General features: G+C 52.0%; 19 protein-coding genes and 1 pseudogene. 8 read left to right on the top strand and 12 right to left on the bottom strand.

Annotated elements, in window-relative coordinates; all coding sequences use genetic code 11:
* Positions 1-78 precede the first annotated feature (78 nt).
* The 8 genes from greB (at position 79) to ACZND6_RS03260 (ending at position 7,447) form a co-directional block, all read left to right on the top strand.
* Complete coding sequence (gene greB / locus ACZND6_RS03295) at positions 79-654, top strand: transcription elongation factor GreB (RefSeq protein WP_008810846.1); 576 nt, start codon at positions 79-81, stop codon at positions 652-654.
* A 32-nt stretch (positions 655-686) separates the two neighbouring features.
* Positions 687-1,751, top strand: a complete 1,065-nt coding sequence (queA, locus tag ACZND6_RS03290; RefSeq protein ID WP_293737232.1) for a tRNA preQ1(34) S-adenosylmethionine ribosyltransferase-isomerase QueA — start codon at positions 687-689, stop codon at positions 1,749-1,751.
* Complete coding sequence (gene tgt / locus ACZND6_RS03285; RefSeq protein WP_293737233.1) at positions 1,748-2,881, top strand: tRNA guanosine(34) transglycosylase Tgt; 1,134 nt, start codon at positions 1,748-1,750, stop codon at positions 2,879-2,881. The genes queA and tgt overlap by 4 nt, the downstream gene beginning before the upstream one ends.
* Before the next feature lie 274 nt (positions 2,882-3,155).
* Positions 3,156-3,506: a preprotein translocase subunit YajC gene (yajC, locus tag ACZND6_RS03280; RefSeq protein WP_008810849.1), complete on the top strand. Its 351-nt coding sequence runs from the start codon at positions 3,156-3,158 to the stop codon at positions 3,504-3,506.
* Positions 3,507-3,610: 104 nt separating this feature from the next.
* The gene (secD, locus tag ACZND6_RS03275) at positions 3,611-5,509 is read left to right on the top strand and encodes a protein translocase subunit SecD (protein ID WP_008810850.1); all 1,899 of its coding nucleotides are present in this window, start codon (positions 3,611-3,613) and stop codon (positions 5,507-5,509) included.
* A gap of 2 nt (positions 5,510-5,511) precedes the next feature.
* The gene (secF, locus tag ACZND6_RS03270; RefSeq protein WP_155165255.1) at positions 5,512-6,447 is read left to right on the top strand and encodes a protein translocase subunit SecF; all 936 of its coding nucleotides are present in this window, start codon (positions 5,512-5,514) and stop codon (positions 6,445-6,447) included.
* A gap of 132 nt (positions 6,448-6,579) precedes the next feature.
* Positions 6,580-7,137, top strand: a complete 558-nt coding sequence (locus tag ACZND6_RS03265; RefSeq protein WP_293737234.1) for a DUF805 domain-containing protein — start codon at positions 6,580-6,582, stop codon at positions 7,135-7,137.
* Positions 7,100-7,447 (top strand): hypothetical protein, encoded by a 348-nt coding sequence (locus ACZND6_RS03260; RefSeq protein WP_489524390.1) that lies wholly within the window; start codon positions 7,100-7,102, stop codon positions 7,445-7,447. The genes ACZND6_RS03265 and ACZND6_RS03260 overlap by 38 nt, the downstream gene beginning before the upstream one ends.
* 78 nt (positions 7,448-7,525) lie before the next feature.
* Here the strand turns inward: ACZND6_RS03260 and ACZND6_RS03255 are convergent, their stop codons facing one another.
* The 12 genes and pseudogenes from ACZND6_RS03255 to ACZND6_RS03200 all read right to left on the bottom strand — a co-directional run bounded on the left by ACZND6_RS03255 (position 7,526) and on the right by ACZND6_RS03200 (position 17,093).
* Entirely contained in the window at positions 7,526-8,188 is a 663-nt protein-coding gene (locus tag ACZND6_RS03255) for a response regulator (RefSeq protein ID WP_008810854.1), read from the bottom strand.
* Positions 8,189-8,270: 82 nt separating this feature from the next.
* A complete protein-coding gene (gene hypE, locus ACZND6_RS03250; protein ID WP_021867604.1) occupies positions 8,271-9,320 on the bottom strand; it encodes a hydrogenase expression/formation protein HypE in 1,050 nt (349 codons plus the stop codon).
* A gap of 19 nt (positions 9,321-9,339) precedes the next feature.
* Positions 9,340-10,446 (bottom strand): hydrogenase formation protein HypD, encoded by a 1,107-nt coding sequence (gene hypD, locus ACZND6_RS03245; RefSeq protein WP_489524389.1) that lies wholly within the window; start codon positions 10,444-10,446, stop codon positions 9,340-9,342.
* Complete coding sequence (locus ACZND6_RS03240; RefSeq protein WP_008810857.1) at positions 10,443-10,676, bottom strand: HypC/HybG/HupF family hydrogenase formation chaperone; 234 nt, start codon at positions 10,674-10,676, stop codon at positions 10,443-10,445. Before ACZND6_RS03240 ends, hypD begins: the two co-directional genes overlap by 4 nt.
* Positions 10,677-10,681: 5 nt before the next feature.
* Positions 10,682-12,988, bottom strand: coding sequence for a carbamoyltransferase HypF (gene hypF, locus ACZND6_RS03235; protein ID WP_293737237.1), 2,307 nt, complete (start codon positions 12,986-12,988; stop codon positions 10,682-10,684).
* Between the two features lie 3 nt (positions 12,989-12,991).
* A pseudogene (gene hypB / locus ACZND6_RS03230) lies at positions 12,992-13,648 on the bottom strand (hydrogenase nickel incorporation protein HypB); the annotation flags it as partial.
* Between the two features lie 88 nt (positions 13,649-13,736).
* Positions 13,737-13,919 carry a hypothetical protein gene (locus ACZND6_RS03225; protein WP_021867606.1) on the bottom strand — a complete coding sequence of 61 codons (183 nt, stop codon included), beginning with the start codon at positions 13,917-13,919 and terminating at the stop codon, positions 13,737-13,739.
* A gap of 21 nt (positions 13,920-13,940) precedes the next feature.
* Entirely contained in the window at positions 13,941-14,288 is a 348-nt protein-coding gene (gene hypA / locus ACZND6_RS03220; RefSeq protein ID WP_008810860.1) for a hydrogenase maturation nickel metallochaperone HypA, read from the bottom strand.
* Positions 14,281-15,375 carry a hypothetical protein gene (locus tag ACZND6_RS03215; RefSeq protein WP_489524388.1) on the bottom strand — a complete coding sequence of 365 codons (1,095 nt, stop codon included), beginning with the start codon at positions 15,373-15,375 and terminating at the stop codon, positions 14,281-14,283. The genes hypA and ACZND6_RS03215 overlap by 8 nt, the downstream gene beginning before the upstream one ends.
* Positions 15,372-15,971, bottom strand: coding sequence for a [NiFe]-hydrogenase assembly chaperone HybE (hybE, locus tag ACZND6_RS03210; RefSeq protein WP_008810862.1), 600 nt, complete (start codon positions 15,969-15,971; stop codon positions 15,372-15,374). Before hybE ends, ACZND6_RS03215 begins: the two co-directional genes overlap by 4 nt.
* On the bottom strand, positions 15,928-16,188 hold the full coding sequence (locus ACZND6_RS03205) for a rubredoxin (RefSeq protein WP_008810863.1): 261 nt from the start codon (positions 16,186-16,188) through the stop codon (positions 15,928-15,930). The genes hybE and ACZND6_RS03205 overlap by 44 nt, the downstream gene beginning before the upstream one ends.
* Positions 16,188-17,093 (bottom strand): hydrogenase expression/formation protein, encoded by a 906-nt coding sequence (locus tag ACZND6_RS03200; protein ID WP_008810864.1) that lies wholly within the window; start codon positions 17,091-17,093, stop codon positions 16,188-16,190. The genes ACZND6_RS03205 and ACZND6_RS03200 overlap by 1 nt, the downstream gene beginning before the upstream one ends.
* Positions 17,094-17,104: the final 11 nt, after the last annotated feature.

The following is a 17,104-nucleotide window of genomic DNA, read 5'->3' as shown; positions in this document are numbered from 1 at the left end:
CGCAGTAAAAACTTCGTAAAAGCTGTTTGGTTCAGACGCGGGATTTAAATCATTTCATCTGTTCATCGAGCTTTAAAAATGAACGAAGATCTTGAATTCAAAGATATCGACGAAGACGACGAAGAAGAAGTCAAAATTCCCGAAATTCACGGGACAAAGAACTATATGACGCGCGCCTGCTACAACCGGCTTCTTGATGAGCGCAAGAATCTGGTTTTAGTCGAGCGCCCGAACGTCGTGAATGTCGTTGCTTGGGCGGCTTCCAACGGCGACCGCAGCGAAAACGCTGACTACCAGTACGGAAAACAGCGTCTGCGTGAAATCGACCGCCGCATCCGCTTCCTGAATAAGCGAATCGAGGCGAGCGAAGTCATCGATATCGATAAAAGACCGCCGACAGATCAGATCTTCTTCGGCGCCACCATCGTTTATGCCAATGAGCAGGGCGATGAATCCAAGATTCGTATTGTCGGGATCGACGAGGCTGATGCCTCGGTAGGAGATGTTTCCTGGATCTCTCCGATCGCGCGAGTTTTCCTCAAACATTTTGAGGGAGACACCGTGCTTCTGCCGACACCGAAAGGCGTAAAGAAACTTGAGATTTTGGAAGTGACTTACGTCAACGATCCTCCCGGGAAACCTCACATTATTTAACTTTTCACTTTTTGCAATTGGCCGGTCAAGCCATGGAAACGAAAGAACAACACTTATCAGATTTTGATTTTGAACTGCCCGAATCTTTGATCGCGCAGTATCCGCTGAAAGATCGCGCGGCCTCGCGTCTTCTGCACGTCAAACCCGACGGCTCTGTAGAAGACCTGCATTTCAGAGACATTCTGAATTTGCTCAAGCCTGGCGATCTTCTTGTCTTTAACAACACGAAGGTCATTAAGGCCCGCTTGAACGGTAAGAAAGAAACCGGCGGTGTCTTCGAAGCAATGACCGAACGCGTCACCGGAACCTATGAAGCCATTTCGATGATGCGTGCCAGTAAAGCGGCAAAACCGGGAACGATCCTGTATTTCGATCATCCGGAAGGAAAAGAGCCGGCAAGAGCCGAAGTGCTCGGCCGCGAAGGCGAATTTTTCCGTCTCAAGTTTGATCATCCGGTCCTGGAAGTGTTAGATGAATACGGCAAAGTTCCGCTGCCGCCCTATATTCAGCATGCCGCTGAAAAATCCGACGAAAGCCGTTATCAGACGGTCTATGCCAAGTATCCCGGTGCCGTTGCCGCACCGACGGCAGGGCTCCACTTCACGGATGAACTGCTTCAGCAGATTCGCGATAAAGACTGTGAAGAAGTTTTCGTGACGCTGCATGTCGGCGCCGGTACTTTCCAGCCCGTGCGTGTTGAAAACCTCTCCGAGCACGTCATGCATTCCGAGTGGTACAGCATCTCTCCGGAAGCAGCCGAAAAGATTAACAAAGCCAAGGCCGAAGGACGCCGTGTTGTCTGCGTGGGTACCACGAGCTTAAGAACCGTCGAGGCGAGCGCCTCCCAAAATCCGGAAGGCAAGGTCAGGGCAGAAAGCGCCGATACGCGCCTCTTTATTAAACCCGGCTATGAATTCAAAGTCTGCGATGCAATGGTGACGAACTTCCATCTGCCCAAGTCCACCTTGGTCATGCTGGTGAGCGCCCTGTGCGGACGAGATGAAATCCTGGCGGCCTACAAACATGCCGTCGATGAAAAATATCGTTTCTTCAGCTATGGAGATGCGTGCTTCCTTGAGCAAAAGGTAAACCAATGAGTCTTACATTCAAACTCCACAAAACTGAAGGATTTGCGCGCCGCGCTGAAATCCATCTGAACCACGGCGTTGTTCAGACGCCAGTGTTTATGCCGGTCGGCACCTACGGTACCGTCAAGGCAATGAGCCCGCTTGAGCTCAACGAAATCGGAACACAGATTTTGCTCGGCAATACGTTCCATCTTTGGCTCAGACCCGGTCTGGAAGTCATCGCCGAGCACGGCGGTCTTCACGGCTTTATGGGGTGGGAGAAACCGATTCTGACGGACTCCGGCGGCTTTCAGGTCTTCTCTTTGGGCAAACTGCGCAAAATTACTGAAGAAGGCGTGCGTTTTGCTTCTCCGATCAACGGTGAGCGGCTCTTCCTGACGCCTGAAGTTTCGATGGAAATCCAGAAGGTGCTGAACTCCGATATCGCGATGATTTTCGACGAATGTACACCGTATGAGATCGACGGCCGCCCCGCCACGGAAAAAGAAGCTGCGGACTCCATGCGCCTTTCTCTGCGCTGGGCTCGCCGCTCCCGCGATGAATTCGATCGTCTGCAGAATCCGAACGCACTGTTCGGTATCGTCCAGGGCGGCATGTTCGAGCACCTGCGCGACGAATCTCTCGAAGGTCTTAAAGCCATCGGCTTTGACGGCTACGCGATCGGCGGTCTCTCCGTCGGCGAACCGAAAGAAGAGATGCTGAAGATTCTTGATCATCTCAAGACTCGTATGCCTGAAGATAAACCGCGCTACCTGATGGGCGTCGGTACGCCGGAAGACTTGGTGGAAGGCGTCAAGCGCGGTATCGATATGTTTGACTGTGTGATGCCCACCCGTAACGCAAGAAACGGCTGGCTCTTCACTCGTTACGGTGATATAAAGCTTAGAAACGCTAAACATAAGCATGACCTTCGTCCGCTCGACGAGAGCTGCGACTGCTACTGCTGCCGCAACTTCTCCCGCGCCTACCTGCACCATCTGCAGAAGGTCAATGAGATTCTCGGCGCCAGACTGAACACGATTCACAATTTGCACTACTACTTGAATCTCATGAAGGAAATTCGTGAGGCCTTGGATCAGGGCAATTTCGAAGCCTGGTGCAAGAAGTTCGCAGAAGACAGAGCCCGCGGAACAGACTAATAACTTCGGGCAATTTCAACGAACTCCGTGAATTTACTGAGTTTTTTATAAGATTGCCTGATTTCTGCAAGCTCAACTTAAGCGAAAGAAAGTAGAATACGAAGTTTAAAAAGGGCGGGGCGCGCCCGGATTGCCCTTTGCATTCTTTTGAGAGGCAAAGGGAACCGTGACAGGACTCGGATTTACAGAAGAAATTCTTAAGAGACCTTAGCACTGGACGTCGAAAATTTTCACTGCCCTCAGTGAACCCATATCTCACAGTTGGAGTTTTAAATTGTTTATCTCTGAAGCATATGCACAGGCAGCCTCCGGCGCTGCTGCGCAGCCCGGCGGACTTGAAAGCATGTTCTCGTCTTTCGGCGTAATGATCCTCATTTTTGCCGTTTTCTGGTTCCTTTTGATCCGTCCTCAGCAGAAACGTCAGAAAGAACACAAGAAGATGATCGATTCTCTTACCACCGGAAATGAAGTGATCACTGCCGGCGGTATCTGCGGCAAGATTGTTGCTGCCGATGAGAACTACATCAACCTTCAGATTGCTGCTGTTGACGACAAACCCGTTGTCATCACTTTCCAGCGCGTTGCAATTCAGGCTGTTCTCCCCAAAGGCACGGTCAAGTTCTAATTTTCAAGTGATAGCTTGATAGGACGACCGTTTCCGCTTTTTGAGACGGTCGTTTGTGTTGTACCTACCTTTATGTGCCGGCGTAAGCCGGCACAACGATAGTTATGAATCGATACCCTCTTTGGAAATATATATTGATTGCGGTGATTTTGATCGTCGCAGCGGTATATACGCTCCCCAATTTCTACGGTGAGTCTCCGGCCGTTCAGGTCAGCCCGGGTAAGGCAACGGTTAAAGTAACCGAACAGACGTTAAAGACGGTTGAAGACGCACTTGCCGCCGCTCAAATCAAACCCAACGGCGTTTTCTTTGAGCAGGGCGCTCAGCAGAACTCGGTTCGCGTACGTTTTGCTCCGACAGACGGCGAACTTCAGCTCCGTTCCCGCGACGTGCTTGAAAAAGCACTGAATCCGGATCCTGCCGATCCTTCTTATATCGTCGCGCTTAACCTCGTTCCGAATACTCCGACTTGGCTGCTTAAGATCAACGCGCTTCCGATGTATCTCGGTCTTGACCTTCGCGGCGGTGTGCACTTTCTGCTCGCCGTAGACATGAAGGCGGCCGTGACAAAACGCATTGAAGCTGCGACCGGCGAAGTCAGAACACTGCTTCGTGACCATAAGATCCGTCATGCCGGTATTGTCCGTGTCGGCGACACACTTGAAATCTCTTTCCGCAATGAGCAGGATCTTGAAGCGGCTATGGATGTTCTCCGTAACCGTCAGACCGATCTCACCTTTGCGAAAGAAGATCAGAACGGCAAGTTCATGATTCGCGCTACGATGTCTCAGAAAGCGATGAGCGACGTTCAGTCCTACGCTTTGAAGCAGAACGTGGCGACTCTGCATAACCGAATCAACGAACTCGGCGTGGCCGAACCTGTGATCGCTCAGCAGGGTGCAGACCGTATTGTGGTTCAGCTCCCGGGTGTTCAGGACACGGCTAAAGCCAAGGACATCTTAGGTCGTACCGCAACGCTTGAAGTGCGTATGGTTGACGACAGTCCCGAAGCGCTGGCCCAGCTTTCTCAGGGCACGGTTCCTTTCGGTACCGAGCGCTTTAAAGACCGTGAAGGCCGCGACATTCTGGTTAAACGTCAGGTCGTCCTGACCGGTGACAACCTCAATGACGCTCAGCCGGGCTTTGACAACCAGACGCACGAGCCGACGGTTAACCTGACGCTGGATGCTAAGGGCGCACGTATTTTCAAAGACGTCACTCGTGAAAACGTCGGCAAACGCATGGCCATTATCCTGTTTGAAAAGGGTAAGGGCGAAGTCGTGACGGCTCCCGTAATCCGTCAGGAAATCGGCGGCGGACGCGTTCAAATTTCCGGCCGTATGACTACGGTTGAAGCCACGGACACCGCCTTGCTGCTTCGTGCCGGTTCCCTGGCCGCTCCGATGGAAATCATTGAAGAACGTCTGGTCGGTCCGAGCTTGGGTGCCGCAAACATTAAAGCCGGTTTCGAATCCACGCTGTGGGGCTTCATCGCAGTTTCCGTGTTCATGGTCATCTACTACCACCTCTTCGGTGTGTTCTCTGCGATCGCATTGACCTGCAACTTGTTCCTGTTAGTTGCCATCCTCTCAATGCTGCAGGCAACGCTGACGTTGCCGGGTATTGCGGCCATGGCGCTGACACTCGGTATGGCGGTTGACGCGAACGTGCTGATTAACGAGCGTATTCGTGAAGAACTGCGTGAAAACCGTACGCCGCAGCAGGCGATCAAAGAGGGCTACGACATGGCGTTCAACACGATTTTGGACTCCAACATTACGAGCTTGATCGCCGGTATCGCGCTGTTGATTTTCGGCTCCGGCCCGGTCAGAGGCTTCGCGGTGGTTCACTGCTTAGGTATCTTGACCTCTATCTTCACGTCCGTGATGGTGTCCCGCGCACTCGTCAACCTCTGGTACGGCCGCCGCAAGAAACTCACTTCGCTTTCTATCGGTCAAATTTGGCGTCCTGACGCCGACAAGTCAACGGCGAAAGGAGCTTAACCATGGAACTGTTTAGAATCCACAAAACGATTCCGTTCATGAAGTATTCCAAGATACTGAACGCGATTTCGTTTATTTCTTTCTTTATTGCGATTGGGCTCTTGGTCGTTCGCGGTTTGGCTTTCTCCATTGAGTTCACCGGCGGTTTGGTGATGGAAGTCAACTACCCGGATGCCGTTCCGGTGCAGGAGCTGCGCGTGGACTTGGAAAAAGCCACGGGCGGTGAAGTCCAGGTCGTGAACTTCGGTACAGCCCGCGACGCTCAGATCCGGCTTCCTCTGAAAGGCAACAAGACTTCTGCTCAGATGAGCGAAGAAGTCATGAAAGTCATTCATGAGAAAGCTCCGGAAGCTCAGCTGCGCCGCACGGAATTCGTGGGACCGCAGGTCGGTGAAGAACTCGCTACCGACGGTCTGACGGCTTTGCTCCTGGTGATCGTCGGTATCATGATTTACTTGGCCTTCCGTTTCGAATGGAAGTTCGCTGTTGCGGCCATTATTGCGAATATGCACGACGTTTTCCTGGTGCTCGGTGTCTTCTCGCTGTTCCAGTGGGAATTCTCTCTGCCGGTTCTGGCGGCCGTTCTTGCGGTTTTGGGTTACTCGGTCAACGAGTCCGTGATTATTTTCGACCGCTGCCGTGAATGCTTCCGCAAGATCCGTAAAGGCACGCCGGTGGAAATCGTCAATACCGCGATTACGCAGACCATTTCCCGTACGGTGATCACTCACAGCTCGACCTTGATGGTTACGCTGTCGATGTTCTTCTTCGGCGGTCCGGCTCTGCATTACTTCGCGCTGGCTCTGACCATCGGTATTTTGCTGGGCGTTTATTCTTCCGTGTTCGTGTCCGCTGCGATTGCCTTGTACTTAGGAGTCAAGCGCGAGGACTTGGTGAAGAAGGTCCGCAAAGACGAAATCTCCGATATGGTTCCGTAATTCCGTTCGGATATTGATCTAAAGAGAGGGGGGCTTCGGCCCCCTTGCTTTTTGGATAGACCTAATCGGGTAATCAAACAGCCGAATAATTCGTCATCCTCCTAAGATGGAAGTCTTAAGGGGATTTGTTGAATGAAGACTGCATTTCGTTGGTTTATTTTTTCCGTTAGCCATGTGGAGGATTTCCACGGACGCGCAGGAAGAGTCGAAGTGTGGTGCTTTGTATTTTTTCAATGCATCTTTCTTGCGCTGGCGGCAGGCATTGATTTGCTTTTCACCGGTTTTCCGATCGTCCTGCCGATTTATGCGGCTTTAACATCAATTCCTTCCGTTCTATTGTTTATTCGCCGATTACATGACTGCGGATATTCGGGTTGGTGGGTTTTTCCTGCTATAGTTCCTCCGATTTGCTTTTTTGTCATGTGCTGGGCTCCTGATCCGGCACAGCCGAACAAGTACGGAACGACCGAGCGTCTGCCTTCGAAGAATCTGCGGGCGAAAACAGTGCCTCCGTTAATTGACGGCATTGAGTATTTGACGCCGCCTCCGATGCCTTTTGAACCGGCAGTAAAAAGACGCGAAGAATTGTTCGAAAAAGAGCAGAAAGAAATTATTGAACAAGAGAAAGTTCCTAACAGCAAGGAGACACAAAATGAAAAAGACATCCGCCAAACAGGCCAAAAAGATTGAAAAACGCATTCTCGCCGTTGTCGCTGATCTGAGGAAAGCCAAAAAGGCCCGTAAAATCGAACACATCGAAATGGCTGAGAAGTTCCTGGCCAACCTGACTGCAAAACTTGATGTTGCAGCTGCCGATCTGAAAGCTAAGAAAGAGAAGCTGATCTTGGCTCAGGAAGCTAAAGAGAACGCCAAGGCCCAAGCAGCCGAATACAAAGAAGGCGGCAAAGAAGCTAAGGCTGAAGAAAAAGCTGCTGATGAAGGCAAGGCTAAAGAAGCCAAAGCTAAAGAGGCCAAAGCTAAAGAGGCCGCTGCCAAGTAATCTTCACTTAAAGCGCATAAGAAAACCTCTGAACCGAACTCGGTATCAGAGGTTTTGCGTTAGTAGAGGCTCTAAAAACTAATCTACGTTAAAGCCGTTGCGTCGGGCAGCAATGAGTGCTTCCGTACGGTTTCGTGCGTCAAAAGCGCGATAAAGGGCCGTAACATGGGTTTTAATCGTACCCTCGGAAAGATCCATCTTGCGGCAAATCGTCTTGATGGAATCGCCCTGGCTCAAAAGCTTCAATACCTGACACTGACGAGTAGTCAGGTGAACCTTTGAAGAGGGATTGACAACCGGCTGCTGAGGGCTCATTCCCATCGACTGCTGCTGAGAGAGAATCTTCGAGGGAATGTAGACACCGCCCTCGAGAACGAAATTGATCGTGCTCTTAAGCAGGTTGGCGTCAAGTGTCTTCGGTACGTAGCCGGCGGCACCTGCGGAGAGTGCTTTGAGGATGCTGTCCGGATCACAGTTGCCGGAGAGGACCAGAATTTTGAGCGCCGGATAATTTTGTAAAAGTCGTACTAAGAGATCGGTGCCTTGAGAGTCAGGCAGGCCGAGGTCAAGAATCATCAGATCAGCGGAGTCGCCGTATTTTTCAGCCAACTCAACAGCCTCTTTTGCTGTCGCTCCGACGTGAATCTGCACGTCCGGATACATGCTTTGCAAAAGAGCAGACATGGCCGTCGTAATAAGCGAGTGATCGTCCACCAATAAGATCGTCTGCGGTTTAACCAACTGAGTCTCCTTACCTATTTTTCAATTATTTGGAGCGCACGACTCAACCCAAAGTATCACGAAAGCCGTGCTTATTCAGAGTTTAACAAATTCGAGGGAGTTGTTCGCCTGTCAGCCAGTCCACCATGCGGACGCCGCCGAATCCTGTTTCCATTTGGACGAAGTGATTTTCATCTTCGATGCAGCGGCCGATGATCTGAGCATTCTTGCCAAGAGGATCGTCTCTCATGATTTGAAGCATCTTTTCTGCGTCTTCAGGTGCGCAGATGGCAATGACCTTACCCTCATTGGCGACGTAGAGCGGGTCGAGACCTAAAAATTCGCAGGCGGCTTCTACGGATTCTTTAACCGGGATCTTGTCCTCTTCAAGAACCATGCCAACGGAAGACTGCTTAGCGATTTCATTCAGCGTGGTTCCGAGTCCGCCTCGTGTCGGATCGCGCATGCAGCGAAGGGACGGAATTTCTGCCACGAGTTTTTCGGTCAGACGGTTCAGGCTTGCGGAGTCGCTCACGACACCGGTTTCAAACCCTAAGTTCACGCGCTGGCTCATGACGGCTACGCCATGGTCTCCGATATCACCGGAGATCGCGATGACATCGCCCGGACGGCAGTTGGCGCCCGAGAGACGAACGCCTTCAGGCAGGACGCCTACGCCGCAGGTGTTGATGTAAATGCCGTCGGCTTTGCCGCGTTCGACGACCTTGGTGTCGCCGGTCACGATTTTGACGTCGGCTTCTTTAGCGGCAGCGGCCATACTCTCCACGATGCGTTTGAGGTCACTCAAGGGGAAGCCTTCTTCCAAAATAAAGCCGCAGGAAATGTAGAGAGGCGTAGCACCGCAAACGGCTACGTCGTTAATCGTACCGTGAATGGAGAGGCCTCCGATATCGCCTCCCGCAAAGAAAATAGGGCTTACGACATGTGAGTCAGTGGCCATAACAAGTTCGCCTTTAGGCTGAGGAAGTCTGGCGCCGTCATCGCCTTGGTCAAGGAACTCGTTGGAGAAGTTTTTAGCGAAGAGGTCGGCAATGAGCTGAGCACTGGCTTTGCCGCCGGCACCGAAGTTCATTTCGACTTTTCCGGTCTTGAAATTCAGAGGACGTTGATAGTGTTTCTTTTCTTCAGACATTATTTATTCTCCCGAATTCTTATCTCTTGTGTCTGCCGTAAGTGAAGTAAGCGGCGCAGGCGCCTTCGCTGGATACCATGCAGGAGCCGATAGGGCTTTCCGGTGTGCACACCGTTCCGAATGCACGACAGTCAGACGGCTGTTTTTCGCCGCGCAGGATGGCGCCGCATTCGCAGGCCTTGTTGTCGGGCACACTGCGGTAAACCAAGTTGAAATGCTTTTCAGCGTCGAAGTCGCTGTATGCGTCGGACAGTTTTAACGCAGATTTAGGAACGGAGCCGAGCCCTCGCCACTCAAAGCTGTCGCGAAGCGCAAAAACTTCTTCCATCATTCGAATGGCCTTCATATTGCCTTCGGGGCGAACGGCGCGTGTAAATTCGTTTTCGACTTTGGCTTCGCCGCGGTTGATTTGGCGGATCAGCATCAGAATAGACTGAAGCATATCCAAAGGTTCGAAACCAGCGATAACAACCGGCTTGGAATAGTCTTTGGCGAACGTTTCATAAGGCTCGCTGCCGATGATCGTAGAAACATGAGCCGGTCCGACAAAACCTTCAATTTGGACTTTTTCCTGGTTCTTCAGAATGTGGCGCATGGCCGGCGGCGTCAGAACATGATTGCAAAACACAAAGAAGTTCTTTAAGCCTTCCGCTTTGGCTTGCTTTAAAACCACGGCGGTCGCCGGCGTGGTGGTCTCAAAACCGATGGCAAAGAAAACGACGTTTTTATCCGGATTGGCGCGAGCGATGTCCAAACAGTCGGCTGCCGAGTAAATCATGCGTATGTCGCCGCCCTGAGCTTTTGCTTTCATCAGCGAAAGTCCCTTGGAAGCCGGAACGCGCATGGTGTCTGCGTAGGTGCAGAGGATGACGCCGTGTTCCAAGGCAAGTTCAATGGCCGAATCAATACGGCCGATCGGCATGACGCAGACCGGGCAGCCGGGACCGTGAATCATGCGGACGTTCTTAGGCAAAATGCCTTCCAAGCCGTATCGACTGATGACATGCGTATGGCCGCCGCAGAACTCCATAAGCCGGTAATTTCTATCGGGACGGGCTTCTTTGGCGATATCGGCAACGAGCTTTTTGGCGAGCTCTTTGTCACGGTACTCGGTGATGTACTTCATGCCGGTTCTCCTGTCGCAGAGGCCTCAGAAGCAAAAAGAGCCAGTGTCTTTTGAGCCTCTTCAGGATCGATCTTCTGGAGGGCGTATCCGACATGCAAAATGACATAGTCGCCGACCTTGACGTCTTCCAAGAGGGCAGTTGAGATGGTTTTCTTCAGTCCCGAGATTTCTGCGACGGCAGTGTTCTCGTCGATGATTTCTTTAATTTGTACGGGAATTGCTAAACACATGATTCTTACTCTTTAGCTGTACTGTGAAGACGCATGAGAACGACCCATGCTTGGCCGAGTGATACGCCTCCGTCATTCGGAGGAACTTTGAGTCCCTCATAAACTTGTAATTCGTGCCGTTCCAGTAGCTCGCGGAGTCGCTGCGTTAATAATGAATTTAAACAGCAGCCGCCTGAGAGGCAAACTTTCTGAATGTTTTCTCTTTCAGAGGCGCGGATGACCTCTTTTGCCAATACCTGAGCCAGTGTTTCTTGGAAATCCGCTGCTGCTTGCTGTATATCTGTGTATTCGGAAAGTGCCAGAAGAAGCGGGACAAAATTCGGATGTCCGTCGATGACTTCAACAAGATCTGTTCGATTTTGTCCCTGACGTCCTTCGGAGGCCGCTTGCAGGCGAACCGGGGCTTCTCCTTCGTAACTTGAGACGTGGCAGATGCCGAACATAGAAGCTGCTGCATCAAAGAGACGTCCTAAACTTGTGGTCTCAGGAGCGTTGGCTTGAGCGGTAATGAGGTGAAGGCTGGGTTTGCTGACCTCTTGAGCGAGTTTTTCCAACGCTTCGGCTTTGCCGTCCACGGCAAAAATCTTAGCTGCCATTCGCCAGCCTTCGCGGGCGCATTTATCGGCGCCGGGCATCGTGATCGGAGCGATGCTGTTCAGACGTTCAAAACTCTCAGGTGTCACTTTTAAGAGTTCGCCGCCCCAAGGTTTGTTGTCGGTACCTAAGCCGACCCCGTCGAGCGCCAGCCCTAAGACCGGCTCCGAGAGTCCGTGCTCAGCCATGACGGCGGCAATATGCGCGTGATGATGCTGGACTGGAATTAACTCTGCGTCGTATTTGTCTGCGAGCTCTTCGGCGAGCGATGTGGAAAAGAAATCCGGATGCAGGTCGCACGCAATATATTTCGGCGTGATCTCAAAAATTTCCGAGAGATGCTCAACGGCTCGCGCTAAGGTTCGGCAGTTGCTGACGCGATCCGTGTCTCCGATGTGCTGCGTTAAAAAGGCGTGATCGTCTTTGGTTAAACAAGCCGTATTCTTCAGCCATGGTCCGGTAGCAATGACCGAAGAACCGCCGTAAGGCAGGCGGACGGCTACTGGCGTAAATCCGCGGGCACGCCGGATGAGCTGAACGTCTTTTTCTCTTTGCTGCATCACCGAGTCATCACAGCGAATCAGGATGTCTCGATTGTGCGTTAAAAAGAGATCGGCAATTCCGTCGAGTTTTTGTACGGCTTCATCATTGCCGATAACGAGCGGCTCGCCGCCGGCATTTGCACTCGTCATAACGAGGACTAGATCGCATTCTTTTTTGTACCAGTCCGGATCTTCAGGACGCCCCATGGCTTCGAAGAAAAGAAGCCAATGGATCGGCGTGTAGGGCATCATGACACCGATACGATTAAGTTCAGGTGCGATGCCCGGGAGGAGGCGATCGGCGTCTTCTGTTTTAGGGCAAAGGACGATCGGTGCTTGTGGTGAATGGAGTTCTTTTGAGGCTTTCTCCGAGATGCGGACAAAGCGAGAGGCGGAAAGGTCGTTTAAGGCCATGACCGCGAACGGCTTGAACGGGCGGTGCTTGCGCTGACGCAGCTCAGAGACCGCAGCAGCATTTCCTGCATCACAAACCAAATGAAAGCCGCCGAGCCCCTTTACGGCGGCAATTTTGCCGTCTTGAATCTGTCTGAGCAGCTCCGCAATTTCGTCCTCACAAAGAACAAGATTGCCTTTTTTATCCTTCAGTTCGAGATGCGGGCCGCAGACGTCGCAGGCGTTGGGCTGTGCGTGAAAACGACGATCAAGGGGATTTTTATATTCCTGCAGACAGTCCGGGCACATCGGGAATGCTTTCATGCTCGTCTGAGGACGGTCATAGGGAAGATGCGCCGTGATGGTATAGCGCGGACCGCAGTGCGTGCAGTTGATAAAAGGATAACGATACCGACGATTATTTTTGTCGGTGAGTTCCTTGAGGCACGCTTCACAGACGGCGGCATCGGCCGGGATAACCGTGCTGACTGAATTAGATCGGCTTTCCAGAATCACGAAGTCCTGACGTCCTTCGACAGGAACATCTTCAGCTTCAACCGATTCGATGGAGGCGAGCGGGGGCAGCTCTTTCAGCAACCGAGTGCGGAAACGTTCTAAAGCTTCAGAGGAACCCTCGAGTACGGCTTCGACACCGCGTCCGTCATTAAGAACGGTGCCGGTCAGTCCCTCATTTTTGGCCAGAACAAATACAAAAGGACGGAAACCGACCCCCTGGACGGTTCCTTTAATCCTTAATTTTTCTGCACGAATCGAGCTGCTCATAAATTATTTCGAAACAGCGGCAAAACGTTTGCCGAGCCACTCGCACCAAGCGTCCATGCCGGTGCCTTTGGTGGCGGATACTTCAATAAATTCAATGTTCGGATTGACTCTGCGGGCGTACTCTTTGCATTTTTCAACGCTGAAGTCCACATATGGGAGCAGGTCAACTTTGTTGATCAGCATCAGAGAGCTTGCGGCAAACATATCCGGATATTTGATCGGTTTGTCCTCGCCTTCGGTAACAGAAAGCACGACAACCTTACAGTCTTCTCCTAAATCGAAAGCAGCCGGGCAAACAAGGTTGCCGACGTTTTCGATAAAGAGGATGGAATTGGGCTCAGGCTTAATCTTTTGATAAGCCTCTTCGATCATGTCGGCGTCAAGATGGCAACCTTCGCCGGTGTTGATCTGGATAGCACGGCAGCCGGTCGCGCGAATGCGTTCGGCGTCGTTGAGGGTTTGTTGATCTCCTTCGATCACAGCAAGTTTGTACTGATCTTTGATCTTATTGATCGTATTGCAGAGTAGTGTGGTCTTACCGCTTCCGGGACTGGAAACAAGGTTTAATGCCAAGATGCCTTCGGCAATAAATTTCTCGCGGTTTTGGGCCGCCTTCTTGTCGTTGGCGCTTAAAACGTCAATTTCCAACTGGACCAAACGATCGTTGATTTTTTCCATTCTTTTTTCCTTGGTCGAAGAAAAGACCGGAGCTCGAGCTGTACACGAGCTCCCGTCGGAATATCAATAATTATTCGTGCTTATGAGCACCGGCACTGCCGTGTTCATGATGGCCGGCGTCATGATGATGGCGATGCTGGTCGCTGTCACGATGAACGTGGCCGTCTTCGGCATGAGGATGTTCATGAGTCTTCGTTTGGTCGAGTTCTTCAACCGTGGCTTTCTTTCCGCCGCAACCGCATGTAACACACATAATTCACTCCTTAAATAAAAACTAGGAATCTCCGAGTTCCAGTTCACTGACTCGGAAATCATCGCCGCCGTTGACACTCAGCTGATAGCTGCCGCACACGGGACACGGCTCCCCGCGGCGATGAATCGGAACAGTTTTCTGACACTTAAGACACCAGGCTGTTCCCCCCGGGCGCTCAATTTCAATCTTTGCTTCCTGCATAACCGTTCCCTGCGAGGCGATTTTGAGACCTTGCATGAGGGCATGCATTTCTACGCCGGCCAATTCGCCGATGATCAGTTTGACCGCCACCACCGAAGAAGCCTGGTTTTGCTGAGCGGTGTTTTCTACGATCTCAACAATGCTTTGGGCCAACGACATCTCATGCATTTTTCAGCTCCACATCCATCTGGGTGCAGGGATCAAACGACAAAATCGTCAGCTCAGCCAGCTTCTTCAGCTCTTCGGCGTCTTTTGCTTTGAGATTCAGCAGCGTTTTCTTAAACCATTCGGAATCCACAACATTGATTTCCGTCGGGGTCAGAATGCGGTAGTTCCCGATGACGCCGTCGATGATTTTGGCAGCATGAAGGAGAATTCCGCGGGAGTTCTGAACAAGAGAGACGGCGCTTCCTTTGCCTAGCTCCATAGCGGAAATCGTTTCTAAAGGCATGCGGATTAAGTCTGCAGCGCTGAGTACCTCAATGAACCGCGCCACAAAACGCGTGTAGTTGGTATTGCCGTCTGACATGAGCAGCCCAGCAACCGTCGGGTTCTTCCTCATGCGGGCAACGGGGCCTGTTAGGGAGCGAACATCACTTTCTAGGGAACCGTTCTTCCAGCATCCTCTTTCTTTTAAAGCCTGAAGGATAAAAGCGGTCGGCTTATCCAACAGAGATCCGGAAGTGTAGCCGCGGCTGCGGTGCGAAGAAATCTTGTCAAAGAAAGCGGTCAGGCTGTCTTTGCTCGGTGTAATGGTGCCGTTAAAGAGGTCTTGCTCCCAGCTCTGGGAGAAGCCGTCCAGCAGCAGGTAGGAAACCTCGCCTCTGAGCTCGCTCCAGAGTTTGTTTCGCTTGGTTTGATCTTCATAAGGCATTTCGCGCAGTTCGCTCACGAGCTCACGGACTCGGATCACGCTTTTAATTTTGGCGGCTCGGTAATCTTCGCCGGCACACTGGAGCGCAAAGAAACGCACGCCTTCGTTAATGAGTTCCAAATGGTTGGCAAAACGTGCTTTAACCAGAACTTCTTGTGAGGGCACGCTGTTTTGGGCCACGTCACAGGCCACTGCGGCAGCGGCGGTCTGAGAATCCGGGCAAAGCGCAAAGAGCGGCGGCAGGAGTGCTAAGGCATCTTCCACGCGCTTGCCGCAGAGCAGTTTTTCAATTCGGAGCTCCTTGGCCGGCTCAATACTGACATCCGAGACGGAGCAGCCGTCAGTTGTGAGAACAAAACGAATCGCACCGAGATAACTCATGATTCTTGTTCCTCTTGGGTTGCTTTTGGTCTTAAGAACGAACGACGCGAGATCGGACGGTTGATGGCGGTCTCGACCGCTTTTTCGATGGTTTCTGGGTCGACTTCAGGCTGGATCGCTGGAATCGGTTCTCCGAGTTCGGGCTCCTGTTCGGGCTTCATGAGTTCTTCCAAAGCAGCCTTAGCGATTTCAACAGCCATGTCGTGGTCGGAAACAACTTCTTCGAGCGGTGACATGAGCGAGCACATCTGATATTCGCCCAGGATTCTGTCTTTTACGCTGATGAAGTCATATATTCCGGCCGGGAACGGATAGTGCAGACGGCGTCCTTCCGGAATCGACTTCCATTTAGAAGGCTGTCCTTTAGCCAAAATCACGTTCATGCACCAAGGCGTGACAATGATTCCGAGCCAGAAGTATTTCCACTTATGGAAACCGACCGCCTGCACATGGACGCGCGGGTGCAGCATCGGCAGGCCCTGCATTCGGGTCTGCCAGATTCTGTTGAAGCCTCTTTCAAGCCGCTGTGCCGGATTCGGCGCCCACGGCTCTTCACTTTGAGGATTCTGAGTCGTCGGAGCGTTGGTTTTGATCATAGTCTTCGGGCACAACCATAAAAAGGTCGCGTTCGCAGCCGCAAACCGGACAATTCCAATACTCGGGCAGTTCCGAGAAAGGAGTGCCGGGTTCAATGTTCTGATCTACGTCGCCTTTAGCAGGATCGTAGATGTAATGGCAGACTTTGCACTCCAAGCGCGTATCCGGATGCAGCTTGGAGCTGTCGCCTAAAAAAGTACCTTCAAATCCGGGCATTATTTGACTTCCACAGGAGAAAGTTCCCAGCTCTTCGTGACCCATTCGATCAATTCTTTGATGCGAACGGCAGAATCGGCCAAGTCCTCGGAAGCTGCAACGGCTTCTTCAGGAAGACCTGCGACAACGAGGGTGTTCAGGATCATCAGACGGGCCGGAGCGTTGTTCAAATACTGAACTTTCCAGACGTGACGAACGTCGGTCGAAGAGATACGGCAGTTGCCGAAACCGCGGGACATCATTTGAACGGCGCCGGCACCGACAGCCGCTTCGATCACTTTATGGTCTTCTGCAGACATCGGAAGATGCGAGAGGTTGATCGTGAAAGCCGGGGCACCCGGTTCCCATGCTTTAAGCGCTTCTTTCAGTTCGGCGATAATGGCCGGGCTGTTCATGGCTTCCGGTCCGAATTCAACCGGATGCAAATCCGGCTGGCTTGTTACGTAAGCAGCTTCGGCTACGCAGGAAGGAATGGCGCTGACTTCCAGCTGGTCGGCAATCTGCTGACCGTCACGGTAGTAGCACACGCGCCAAACACCCACGAATATCGATTCCTGAATACGGATTTCGTCGAAGGTTTCGTTCGGGATAGAAATACGAATGGCCACTTCGCCTTCGCCGAGCATCTGATTAATAAGTGCCAGGGTATCTTTGTCATAGCCGTTCATCGCAAAGGCAGGACCGGCATCTCCGCTGTCCATATTCCAAAGGCGCATTTCTTCATAAAGGTCGATGAAGAACTGACGGCACTTCTCCGCGGTAGCTTTGTTGGCGACTTCGGGCGTGTACGGCTGACGGAAGGTGTCCACAATGTCGGGTACGCCGATCGTGTTGGCAACAGAGCGCTCCGGCTGGGAGCCCGGGCCGAGCAGGTTGATAGGAATCGAAATCGGTTTGGTGATCATGATTGAAGTCT

The sequence above is a fragment of the Parasutterella sp. genome (assembly GCF_057870745.1).
This window is presented reverse-complemented; position numbering and strand designations above follow the sequence as displayed.